The organism is Actinoplanes rectilineatus, assembly GCF_000962825.1.
GTDB classification, from domain to species: domain Bacteria; phylum Actinomycetota; class Actinomycetes; order Mycobacteriales; family Micromonosporaceae; genus Actinoplanes; species Actinoplanes rectilineatus.
The window spans coordinates 15970-27780 of record NZ_JZKF01000106.1 but is presented as its reverse complement, the minus strand read 5'-3'; the positions used below and the strand labels follow the sequence as shown (position 1 = coordinate 27780).

Sequence of the window (11811 nt, the reverse complement as noted above, 5' to 3'; positions counted from 1 at the left end):
AACTGCGAGACCAGAACCGCAAACTGCGAGACCAGAACCGCAAACTGCGAGACCAGAACCGCAAACTGCGAGACCAGAAACTGCGACTTTGGGGTGATGCCGCATCGCGGGACGGTGCCGCCTTGCGCGGGCCGACCCCGCGCTACGGCACTGAGCCCGAGCTGCCGAAAGTGAGCCAAGCTGCCGGGGACGAGCCCGAGCTGCCGGGACTGAACCTAGCCGCCCGGGGCGATCCCGAACTGCCGGGGCTGAGCCCTAGCCGCCCGGGGCTGAGCCCGAACTGCGGGCGGCGCCGCGCCGGGGGTCAGGCGTGGTAGCCGGCGGCCGAGTAGCGGCGGTCGGCGTCCTGGCTGCTGAGGATCGCGTGGACTTCGCGGGTCTCCTCGGCGGTGTGACGGCTCAGCATCATGTCGAGTTCGGAACGTTCCGCAGCGGTGCGGAACGCGGCCAGTTCGTCGCTCAGGCGGCGGTGGGCGCGCCGGGTGGCGCGGTAGTCGGCGAGGGCGGCGCGGGCTTCACGGATGAACTGCATGGGGCACTCCTTGACGGATAGTGACGGAGAAAGCCTCGTCGCTTCCGCTGACAACAATCCACGTCTTCGCCGTCATCCCCAAATCGACCAGGTAAAACTTTCGCTCCAAAAGTGACCGCGACCACTGAAAAGCGGTAACCCGGGTCACTCTGCGTCGCGTAATTGCTGGTCAACTACGGGTAGTGATCCCGGCCTCAGTCGGAAGGCTCAAGTAGCACCAGCCTGGACGAGAGTTGGGTACGCGAGCGCACCCCGAGCTTGCGGTACACCCGGGTCAGGGTGGCTTCGACGGTCTTCACGCTCAGGTAGAGCCGGTTGGCGATCTCCCGGTTGCTGGCGCCGTCGCGGACCATGCCGGCGATGCGCAGCTCGGTCGAGGTGAGGCCTTGTTCGGGGGCCCAGCTGCCCTCGGTGCGGGCCAGTGCCCGTTCGGTCTCCTCGGCCCAGGGGCGGGCGTCGGCGGCCAGGAAGATGGCCAGGGCGGCGCCGATGGCGACGCGGGCGGCGGCGTATCTGCGGCGGCGGCGTTCGGCGCCGCCGGCGACGAGGAGGGCGTACGCCTGCTCGACCGGCTGGCGCAGCTGTTCGAACAGGCGGGCGGCTGCCGTCGACAGGGCCACCGCGTCGTCGGGGTGGCCGGACTCGGAGCGGACGATGGCGTCGGCCCGGTCCAGGTATCCGGCCAGGGCCGGAATGCTGCCGAGGCGTGCCGCGGTGGCTCTGGCCCGGGCCAGGATCTCGGCGGCTTCGGTGTGTTCGCCGAGGGCGGCCAGTCCGCCGGCCAGGTCGGCGTGCCAGCGTACGATCATCGGGTCGGCGTTGCCGGTGCCGTCTTCGAGGTCGCGCAGCCGGCGCAGGGTGGCCACCCCGGCCCTGGTCTCGCCGAGGCGCAGTTCGGCCTGGCCGAGTGCGTGCAGGTGGCGGCGCAGGTAGAGGCCGTCACCCTCCTGTTCGGAGGCGCGGATGCCCCGCCGGGCGAAGCCTGCTGCCGCGCCGAGGCTGCCGCCGGCGAGTTCGGCGACTGCGGCGGTGTACCAGGTCGGGCCGGGGCTCAGTCCGGCTGCCGCGGCCGCGTGGACGGCGCGGTGCGCGTACCGCAGAGCCTCCTGGCACCGGCCCGCCCGGGTGGCCACCTCGGAGAGGCTGCGAAGCACCTCGACCCGCGCCTCGCCGACCCGGTCGTGTTCGGCGACTGCGAGCAGCGTCAGCAGTTCGGCGCGGGCCTCGTCGAGCCGGTCGTCGAAGAGGGCGAACCGTGCCGCCATGTACTGCGGACCGTAGTGCAGCCAGTCGGGCGCCGGGGTGGCCGGCAGCTCGCGGGCTGTTGCGAGGGTCTTGTCCCAGGCGGGTTCGCCGCGGACGCGCTGGATCTGGGCGAGGACGCTGAGCGCCATCGCCTGGGTGGTCGGGTCGTCGGCCTGCTGGGCGGCCTGCTGGGCGCGGGCCGCTTCGGCGGCTGCCCCGTCGAGGTCGCCGACCAGGAAGGCGGCCCAGGTGAGCCGGAGCCGGACCGGGGCGCCCAGGGCCGGGTCGTCGCCGGCTTCGGCGAGGGCCGCGGCGAACATCTCCCCCATGTCGGCGAGGCCCTGCCCGGCCAGGTCGATGAGCACCACCCGGGCACGGACCCGGTGGCCGGCCGGCGAGTCGGCGGCGATCACGGCTTCGGCGGCCCGGCCGGCCAGGGCGGGGGCGCCGCCGGTCAGGGCGGTCCGGGCGGCGGCGACCAGCCAGTCGAGGCGTTCCTCGGCGAGGGTGTGCGGGCTGCGGTCGGCGGCGAGCAGGTAGAGCTCCGCGGCGGTACGTTCGGCGCCCCGGGCGGCACTGTGCCGGGCGGCGTCGGCGAGCCCGACGGCGACCACGGCGTCCGGGCGGGATGTCCGCAGGGCGCGGTGCCGTAGCGCCTCGACCGGGTCGAAGGCCGCCCCGGCCAGGTCGGTGTGCACCCGGGAGCGGGTGTCGGCCGGGGTTTCGTCGGCGAGGACCCGGGCGACCAGCGGTGGGGTGAAGCGGATCGCCTCGCCGGTCAGGGTCACCACTGCGGCCGCGGCGGCGAGGCGCAGTTCGCGGGCGGCGTCGGCCCGGCCGGCCCGCTGCAGCAGGGTGGTGGTCGGTTCGGTGGCCAGCGCGGCGACCAGCAGGGTGGCGGTGACGTCGTCGCCGAGGGCGCGCAGGCGTTCCCGGATCAGGTCGCGGGCGGCCTCCGGGAGCGGGGATGGTCGCCAGGCCGGTCCGGCGCCGCTGGTGGCGCCGAGAGCCAGGGCCAGGAACGGGTTGCCGGCGCTGGCCTCGTGCAGTCGGCTGGCGGTGCGGCAGGGCAGGCCGCGGGCTTCGAGCAGGGCGGTCAGGTCGTCCGGGTCCAGGGGCGGTACTTCGATCTCGAGTACGGGCGACGGGCACAGCCGGGTGGCGCGGGGCCGGCCGGCGGTGAGACGGCGCTCGGCGGCGATCACCCGGATCCGGGGGCCGGGGCGGCGCCGCATGGCGAAGCCGATCAGTTCGGCGGATTCCGGGTCGAGCCATTGGGCGTCGTCGAGGACCAGCAGCACCGGGGCGAGGCGGGCGCAGTGGGCCAGCAGTTCGGCGAGGACCAGTCGCCGGGCCAGGGCGGGCACGCCGGTGCGGTGTGGCCGGCCCTGGCCCAGCGCGGCGAGCGAGTGCCGGGGTGCGGGGGCCAGCGCGGCGACCGCCCCGGCCGGGGCCTGCCGGACCAGGTCGGCGGCCCCGGCGTACGCGACGGCCCGTTCGCCCCGGGCCGGGCGCAGGCGGAAGACGAGTTCCCCCCGCGCCGCGGCGGTGTCGGCGACGGCGTCGAGCAGCGCGGTCCGGCCGATGCCGGGCGGACCGTGCAGGGTCACCCCGCCTCCGGCGTTGAGCCGGGTCTCGATCGCCGCGAGCAGCGCTTCGCGGCCGTGCAGTGCGGGCGCCGCGCTCACCTCCCAGGTCAGTGAAGGTGTCAGCCTAGGATTCGCCGGGGACGCTCATCAATGCCTTTCTCGTTACATCACATCGGTCACTTCTTCGTCACGGTGGTGGCGGTGACCGAGCCGTCGTCGGCGGTGTCGCCCTCGACGGTCACCGAGTCGCCGGCTTTGACGTCGCTGAGCTTGCCTTTCTCGGCCGTGGAGACGGTCGTGCCGGCGCCGGTCTTGACCGTCACGACGCTGCCGTCCTCGGTCTCCACGTAGATCGTGGTGCCGTTGACCAGCTTGACCTTGCCGGCGGTGTCCGACGACGCGGCCTGCTGCTGGCCGAACCCGCCGCCACCCGGCGCCCCGCTGGCACTCATCCCGCTGGGGAAGCCGCCGGAGCGTCCACCCCCGGACCCGCCGGGGCCCGCGGCGCTGGCGGAGGACGTACCCCACTGTTTCTGGGCCTGGACTCCGCCGAGGAACCCGCCCATCAGCAGCAGGCCCACGCCGAGCACCACGGTGCCCTTGTTCCACCAGCGTTTGGGGGCGGCGGCGGCCAGTTCGGCGGAGAGGCCCTCGTGGGCCTCGGCCTCGGACCGGGGCACGGCCGGGATGACCGCGGTCTCGTCGTTCAACCGGTTCACAGTCAGATCCTCACTCGTAACGCAGCGCGTCGATGGGCCGCAGCCGGGCGGCGCGGGCGGCGGGCAGGCCGCCGAAGAAGAGCCCGATGGCGATGGAGACGCCCACGGCGTATCCGATGGAACTGGGCACGATCACCGGTTTCACGCCGACGATCTCGAATTGGCTGCCGATCAGCGCGGCGGCCACCCCGAGGGCGCCGCCCATCACGCTCAACAGGCTCGCCTCGATCAGGAACTGGGTCAGGATCACCCGGCGGGGCGCGCCGAGGGCCTTGCGGATGCCGATCTCCCGGGTCCGTTCGGTGACCGTCACCAGCATGATGTTGGTGATGCCGATGCCGCCGACCAGCAGACTGATCGCGGCCACCGCCCCGAGCAGGGTGGTGAAGGTGTCCGCGGTCTCGGTCTGGGTCTCCAGCAGCGACGAGGCGTTCTGGATGCGGTACGGCGTGGACGACGACGAGTCCGCGACGGCGAGTTTCTGGTCCAGGATCGTGGCCACCTGGTCCTGCGCCGCGTCGACGTCGTCCGGGTCGGCCGCCTCCACGATGATCGAGCTGAGCGCGCCGTACCCGGTGAGGACCTGCTGGACCGCGGTGAGCGGGGCGACCGCGGTGTCGTTGGAGTCCTGCTGCCCGGTGGAGCTCTTCTCCTGCAGCACACCGACGATGGTGAACAGGGCGCCGCCGACGGTGACCTGCTTGTCGATCGGGTCGATGCCGGGGAACAGTTCCTCGGCGACGGTCTGCCCGATCACCACCACCCGCCGGCCCTGGTCCACGTCGTCCTCGGTGAACGCGCTGCCGGTGCCGACCGGGGTGCTGGAGGCGGCGAACCAGGCCGGGGTGGTGCCGACGAACGAGCTGACCGAGTGGTCGCTGCCCTCGTACGTCATGGTCGCCGAGGACGCGCTGACCACCGGTGACACCGACTTGACGGCCGGCGCGAGTTCCGGGTCGACGAGCGCGTCGGCCATCTCCTTGGTGAGCGAGGTGCTGCTGGAGCCGCCGCGGCCGGTGCTCATCACGGTGATGGTGTTGGTGCCGAGCGCCTCGATCCGGTCGCTGATCGCCTTGGCCGAGCCGTTGCCGACCGCGACCAGCAGGATCACCGCGGCGACGCCGATCAGGATGCCGAGCATGGTGAGCGCGCTGCGCAGCTTGTTGGCGGACAGGCCGCGCAGCGCGAATCTGATGACTTCGAAGAGGCTCACTGTGAGTGCCGTCCCCCGGAGTAGACCGCCGCGCGGCCGTGGTTGCGGGCCATCGCGGCGGCGGCCGCGGCCGCGCCGACCGGCGGGCGGTCCAGCGGCGACTGGCGTACGTCGGAGACGATCGAGCCGTCGACCAGGCGGATCAGCCGCTTGGCGCGGGCGCCCACCTCGTCCTCGTGGGTGATGATGACGATGGTCCGGCCGGCCGTGCTGAGGTCGTCGAAGACCTGCAGCACGTCGTCGGTGGACTTGGAGTCCAGGTTGCCGGTGGGTTCGTCGGCGAGCAGCAGGGCCGGTTCGGTGACCAGGGCCCGGGCCACCGCGACGCGCTGCTGCTGGCCGCCGGAGAGCTGGTTGGGTTCGTGTCCGGCCCGGTCGGCGAGGCCGACCACGTCCAGGGCTGCCATCGCGCGGCGCCGGCGTTCCTTGGGCTTGACGCCGGCGTACGCCAACGGCAGCTCCACGTTGGCCACCGCGCTGGTCCGCGGGATCAGGTTGAACGACTGGAAGATGAACCCGATGAGGCGGTTGCGGGCCAGGGCGAGCTGCGCGTCGGACAGCCGGCTGACGTCCACCCCGTCCAGGTGGTACGTGCCGGAGCTGGGGATGTCGAGAGCGCCCAGGATGTTCATCAGGGTCGACTTGCCGGAGCCCGACGATCCCATGATGGCCGCGTAGTCGCCGCGCTGGACGGTCAGTGACACGCCGCGGAGGGCGTGCACGGTGGCCTCACCCGTACCGTAGATCTTCTTGAGGTCTCGCACCTCGAGGACCGGACGGCTCATCGACCGCCACCGCCGCCCTGCGCGCCGCCGCCACCCGGGGCGCCGCCGCCACCACCGAAGTTGCCGCCCCCGCCGCTGATGCCGCCGAAGCCGCCGCCCATCTGGCCGCTGGTCCCGCTGGTGCTGCTGGACGTGGTCTTGACGACGACCTGCTCGCCCGCGGTCAGACCGGACGTGATCTCGGTGGCCGAGTCGCCCTCCAGGCCGATCTCCACCGAGCGGCTCTCCTGGACACCGTTCGCGACGACCGTGACGGTGTGCCGGTTGCCGGCGGTGGTGAGTGCCGCCGGGTTGACGTAGACGGCGTTCTCCACCGAGCCGGTGGTGACCGACACCGAGACGGTCTGGCCGACCTTCGCGCCGGTCGGCACCTTGTCCAGGGTGAGCGTGACGCCGTAGGTGACGACGTTGTTCGAGGTGGTCGCGGACGGGTCGATCGCGGCGAGTCTGGCGCTCTGCTCGACGCCGCTGAGCGCGTTCCAGGTGACCGTGGCGGCCTGCTTCTCCTTGAGGCTGGTCGCGTCCGCCTCGGCGAAGGCCGCGGAGACCTGCATCTTGGTCAGGTCGGCGATCTCGACGAAGCCGCTGCTGCTGGAGGACGACGACGAGGAGGAGGACGAGCCGCCTCCCTGGGAGCCGCTGCCGCCGGAGGAGGAGCCCGAGGACGAGGAGGCGGAGCTGCCGAGGGTGCCGCTGACAGCGGTGACGGTGCCGGCCATCGGGGCGGTCAGCGTGGTGCCGTCCACCCCGGCCTGGGCCTCGTCGACGGCCAGTTCGGCCTCGTCCACCTGGTTCTCGGCGTCGGCGGTGTCGGAACCGGCGGCCTCGACCCGGTCCAGGGCGTCCTGGGCGGCGTCCAGGTCGGCCTCCGCGGCGGCGAGGGTCCGCTGCGCGGCGGCCGGGTCGACCTTCGCCAGGACCTGACCCTTCTTGACCTTGTCGCCGACCTTCACGCTGATCGCGGTGACCGTGCCGCCCGTGGTGAAGCTGGCGCTGGCGGTGCTCGCGCTCTCCAGCGTGCCGTCCGCGGTCACGGTCTTGGTGACCGTGCCCTGTTGTACCGTGACCGTCCTCTCCGAGGCCACGGCGGCCGTCCCGTCGTCGGTTCCAGAGAATGTCTCGTACACCGCGAACGCCCCGGCGACGAGCGCGACGCCGATCACGGCGTTGACCACCAGAGACGGGTGGCGGCTCAGACGTACCTTCATGCCGACACTCTGGGGGCACGTCCTAGGAGGATCTTCGGCGGAACCTGGGAGCCAGCTCGGAACCTCACACGGCGTCACGAATGGCCGGGAGGATCACCCGGAAGGTGGCCCCGCCGCCGGGCGTCTCGTGCAACTCGACCCAGCCGCCGTGACCGTGCACGATCGCCGCCACGATGGCCAGGCCAAGCCCGGAACCTCCACCTTTGGCACGGGTACGACTCGGATCGGCCCGGAACAGGCGTTCGAAGACCCGGTGCGCGTGTTCGGCCGGAACGCCCTTGCCGCCGTCCTCGACCTCCAGGATCGCCGCCGACTCGCCCTCACTGAGGGTAGCCGGGCCGGAACGGACCGCCCCCGTCGTGACGGTCACCGTCCCGAGGCCCACCCGGACTGTGATGGGCGCCCCGTCCGGCGTGTGGCTGAGCGCGTTCGCCACCAGGTTGGTGGCGACCTGGCGCAGCCCGTGGTCGTCGCCGAGCACGGTCGCCGGCTCGAAGGTGTCCTCGTCGTCGTCGAGCCCGGAGAGCAGCACCGGGCGGTCCGGGACGCGGGCGTGCGCGTCCCGGATGGTGTCCGCGGCGATCTCCAGCAGGTCCACCCGGCGCAGGTCCAGGGTGCGCTGCCGGTCCAGCCGGGCCAGCCGCAGCAGGTCCTCGACCAGCACGCCCATCCGGCCGGCCTCGCCCTCGATCCGGGCCATCGTCTCGTCCAGCTGCGGTCCGGGCGCGGCCCCGCCGCGCCGGTACAGCTCGGCGAACCCGCGGATCGAGGTCAGCGGGGTCCGCAACTCGTGCGAGGCGTCCGCGACGAACTGACGCAGCCGATTCTCGGAGGCGGTCCGCTCCTCCATCTCGGTCTCGATCCGGCCCAGCATCGCGTTCAGTGCCAGGCCGAGCCGGCCGGGTTCGGTGTGCGGATCGGTCGGGACACGGGTCGACAGCTCACCGGCCGAGATGCCGGCCGCCGCACGTTCCATCTCGGTGAGCGGGCGCAGCCCCAGCCGGACCACGAACGCGGCGCCCGAACCGAGCAGCCCCAGCAGCAGCACCATCACCCCGGCGTCGATCAGCAGGAGCTGTTCGGTGGTCTGCTGCACCTCGACCAGCGACGACCCGACCAGGGTGTACTCGCCGGTGCCGGGACGGCCCACCGCGATCACCCGCCAGTCCGTGCCGTCCGGCGCCTCGATCGTGTACGGCTCCGGGCTCAGCGCCCGGGCCGCCACCTCCGCCAGCGTGGGGGCGGCCGGGCGGCTGCCGTTCGGGGTGGAGCTGCGGTCCGGCTCCAGGGTGCCGTCCGGCAGGTAGGCGTACGTCACCTGGTCCGGACCGATCCGGAAACGGTTGCGCGGGAGGAACCCGCCGGGCATCGGCTCGGCCGAGGAGAGCGGCCGGCTGATGCCGAGCAGCTGCTCGTCGATCCGGTCCTGCAGGTAGTTGCGGATCAGCAGCACGCCGGCGACGTTCGCCACGATCAGGGCGACCGCGCTGAGGACGCCGACGACCAGGACGAGGCGAGAACGCAGGGTCCAGTGCCGCCAGCGACGCAGCACTACTCCTCGCCGCGCGGAAGCCTCAGGGCGTAGCCCACGCCGCGGACCGTGTGGATCAGCGGCGGATCGGTCCGGTCGATCTTGCGGCGCAGGTAGTAGACGTAGGACTCCACGATGCGGCCGTCGCCGCCGAAGTCGTACTTCCAGACCCGGTCCAGGATCTGCGCCTTGCTGACCACCCGGCCCGAGTTGATCATCAGGTAGCGCAGCAGGTTGAACTCGGTCGGGGACAGCTCGATCAGCCGCCCCGCGCGGCGTACCTCGTGGGCGTCCTCGTCCAGCTCGAGATCCGCGTACCGCAGGATCCCGGTGTCCGGTTTCGGCTCCTCCGGCTGGCTGCGCCGCAGGATCGCGCGTATCCGTAGCACGACCTCCTCGAGACTGAACGGCTTGGTGACGTAGTCATCCGCGCCGGCCGACAGTCCCAGGATGCGATCCTCCACCGCGTCGCGTGCCGTGAGGAACAGAACCGGGACCCGGGACCCGGCGGCACGCAGCCGCCGGGCCACCTCGAGACCGTCCACGTCCGGGAGCATGACGTCCAGGACGATCAGGTCCGGTTCGAACTCACTCACCGCGACCAGGGCGCTGTGGCCGGTCTCGGCGACCCGGACGTCGAAGGCGACGAGCCGTAACGTCGCGCTGAGCAGCGCGGAGATGTTCGGCTCGTCGTCGACGACGAGGACGCGGGACGGCCGCGCCGCAGAGTCACTGAGGGCCACGTTGCCGCGGGTTTCGGAGAGCACCGTAGAGAACTATCAGCGCTTTCTTTGAATTCGCTATGAAAGGATCAGGAACAGGCTGAGACGCCTACCACGACTTCGCCACCACGTCGCCGACAGCGAGCCCGGAGGCCACCTCGGTGTACTGATCGCCGCGCAGGCCGATCGTCACCTTCGTCTCCGCACCGTCCTTGAGGACCGTGCCGTTCTCCCCGGCGACGCCGTGCACCGCGGTGCTCGGCACCCGGATCACGTCGTCCTTGCTGCCGGTGGTGACCCGGACCGCGGCGCTCTGCCCGACCAGCAACTCCTCCGGCGCGGTGTCGAAGGAGAGCACCACGCCGAACCGGGTCAGGGTGCCGTCGCTCGTACCGACCGGGTCGACCTGCACCACGGTGGCCTCGAACGTCTCGCCCGCCCGGTCGGCGAGCGTGATCACGGCCTTCTGGGTGACCTCCAGACGATCCGCGTCGGCCTCCGGGAAGTCGGCGCTGATCTGCATGTCGTACACGTCGGCGAGGCTGACGAAGGTCGAACCGGAACTGACCTGGCTGCCGACCTTGCCGCTGACCGCGAGGACCTTGCCGGCGATCGGCGCGGTGATGGTCGCCCCCTCCAGGGCCTCCTGCGCCTCCTCCAGGGTCACCTCGGCCTTGTTCACCCGCTGCTGGGCGGTGAGGATCGCGTCACCACCGCTGCTGCCACCGCCGCCCTGTTGGCCACCTCCGCCGGAGGTGCACTCGCTCGACCCGGTGGTCTTCCCCGGGGCCGGCGCCTTGGTCGTCGGGGCCGGTGCCTTCGTGGTCGCGGCGGGCGCCTTCGTGGTCACGGTGGGCGTCGCGGTCGCGGTCACCGTCACGGTGGGGGTCGGCGAGGCGGTCACCGTCGCGGTGGGCGAGGGGCTTTCCGAGCTTGCGGTGTACGCGGCAGCGACGTCGGTCCCCGAGCAGCCCGAGGATCCGGCGGCCGACGTGGAGCCGGAACCGTCCTCCGCGTCGTCCAGCGCGTCGCGCGCATCGGAGAGCGCGTCCTCCGCCGCCTCGACGGCCTCGGCGGCATCCGTGTCGTCCACGGTGGCCAGCACCTGACCCGCCTCCACCGTCGAACCGGCCCGCACCTTGACCGTCTCCACGGTGCTGCTGACCGCGAACGACAGGCTGCGCGTCTGCGCCGGCTGCAGGGTGCCGGTGGTGGCCACCTCGGTGGTCACCGCGCCCTTGTCCACCGTGGCGGGCTCGGCCGCCTTCGACTCCTCCCGCGTGGCGCCGGCCGTCAGCGCACGCACCACGCCGAAGGCGAGCAACGCGAGCACGACGACCGACACGCCGAGCCAGATCAGACGCCGGCGACCGGCCAGTGCAACTCCCATGGGCGGCAAGTCTGGCGACCCGTCCTCGCCGCGGGCTCGGTCCCACCTGGGAGTTCGCTCGAAGCCATGATCACCATTCTTAGCTAACTCCTAGCAACCACCGACGTTGCGCACAGGTCCGACCGTTTGATTGTCACGGTCGCGCCCGCCTGGGGCGAGACCGTGGTCGAACAGGAGACACATCGTGCCGCTAGTCAGTTCGAAGGCGCACCGCCGCGCCGCCGCCCTGCTCATCGCTTCCGTGGCACTGCTGTTCACGGCGGCCTGCGCAGGCACGGACGAGGAGAGCACGGCGAGCGACTCCACCGGGCAGAACGGCGGCGGCAACAGCGCCTTCACCGAGTACGTCGCCTGCCTGAACGAGAACGGTGTCACCATCAGCCTGCCGTCCGGTGGTCCCGGCGGCGGCAACGGCGGGCAGCCCGGCGCGATGCCGTCCGGCGGCGCGATGCCCTCCGGCGGTCCCGGTGGCGGCGACGGCGGCGCCCGGCCGTCCGGCCAGCCCCGCCCGTCCGGCAGCGCCGGCCAGCGCGGTGGCGGCGGGTTCCCCGGCGGTGGCGGCCTGAGCCAGCCCGAGGGCGTCGACGACGCGACCTGGGAGAAGGCGCAGACCGCGTGCGCGTCGCTCAAGCCGAGCATGGGCGCCGGCCGGGGCGGCAACAACGGCGGCGGCGGACAGCAGGGCGGCGGCAACGGGGCGAATGCCGCGTACACCAACTGCCTGAAGGAGAACGGCGTCACCGACACCGCGAACCTGGACACCTCGGACACGACCGTGAAGAAGGCCGTCGAGACCTGCTCGGTCCTCAAACCGACCGCGACCGCCGGCTCCTGAAAGCTCCGTGCCGGCGCCGTCGTCCCCCCGTCGATGTGGCGC

At 72.4% G+C, this 11811-nt stretch carries 10 protein-coding genes; 1 reads left to right on the top strand and 9 read right to left on the bottom strand.

Translation table 11 applies throughout. From position 1 onward, the window contains the following. Positions 1–304 precede the first annotated feature (304 nt). The 9 genes from WH85_RS41185 to WH85_RS41145 all read right to left on the bottom strand — a co-directional run bounded on the left by WH85_RS41185 (position 305) and on the right by WH85_RS41145 (position 10934). Entirely contained in the window at positions 305–532 is a 228-nt protein-coding gene (locus WH85_RS41185) for a hypothetical protein (protein WP_045747602.1), read from the bottom strand. A gap of 194 nt (positions 533–726) precedes the next feature. Then, positions 727–3465, bottom strand: coding sequence for a helix-turn-helix transcriptional regulator (locus WH85_RS41180; protein WP_052721176.1), 2739 nt, complete (start codon positions 3463–3465; stop codon positions 727–729). 77 nt (positions 3466–3542) lie between these two features. Continuing rightward, entirely contained in the window at positions 3543–4085 is a 543-nt protein-coding gene (locus WH85_RS41175) for a hypothetical protein (protein WP_052721175.1), read from the bottom strand. Between the two features lie 10 nt (positions 4086–4095). Beyond that, a complete protein-coding gene (locus tag WH85_RS41170) occupies positions 4096–5298 on the bottom strand; it encodes an ABC transporter permease (protein ID WP_045747600.1) in 1203 nt (400 codons plus the stop codon). Beyond that, positions 5295–6083, bottom strand: a complete 789-nt coding sequence (locus WH85_RS41165; protein ID WP_045747599.1) for an ABC transporter ATP-binding protein — start codon at positions 6081–6083, stop codon at positions 5295–5297. Before WH85_RS41165 ends, WH85_RS41170 begins: the two co-directional genes overlap by 4 nt. Then, positions 6080–7291 carry an efflux RND transporter periplasmic adaptor subunit gene (locus WH85_RS41160; protein WP_045747598.1) on the bottom strand — a complete coding sequence of 404 codons (1212 nt, stop codon included), beginning with the start codon at positions 7289–7291 and terminating at the stop codon, positions 6080–6082. The genes WH85_RS41165 and WH85_RS41160 overlap by 4 nt, the downstream gene beginning before the upstream one ends. A gap of 64 nt (positions 7292–7355) precedes the next feature. Continuing rightward, positions 7356–8843 carry a sensor histidine kinase gene (locus WH85_RS41155; protein ID WP_342669826.1) on the bottom strand — a complete coding sequence of 496 codons (1488 nt, stop codon included), beginning with the start codon at positions 8841–8843 and terminating at the stop codon, positions 7356–7358. Then, entirely contained in the window at positions 8843–9589 is a 747-nt protein-coding gene (locus tag WH85_RS41150; RefSeq protein ID WP_245674316.1) for a response regulator transcription factor, read from the bottom strand. The genes WH85_RS41155 and WH85_RS41150 overlap by 1 nt, the downstream gene beginning before the upstream one ends. Before the next feature lie 64 nt (positions 9590–9653). Next, positions 9654–10934, bottom strand: coding sequence for an efflux RND transporter periplasmic adaptor subunit (locus WH85_RS41145; protein ID WP_045747597.1), 1281 nt, complete (start codon positions 10932–10934; stop codon positions 9654–9656). Positions 10935–11118: 184 nt separating this feature from the next. On the opposite strand from WH85_RS41145, the gene WH85_RS41140 reads away from it, so the two are divergent. Further along, complete coding sequence (locus tag WH85_RS41140) at positions 11119–11769, top strand: hypothetical protein (protein ID WP_045747596.1); 651 nt, start codon at positions 11119–11121, stop codon at positions 11767–11769. Positions 11770–11811 lie beyond the last annotated feature (42 nt).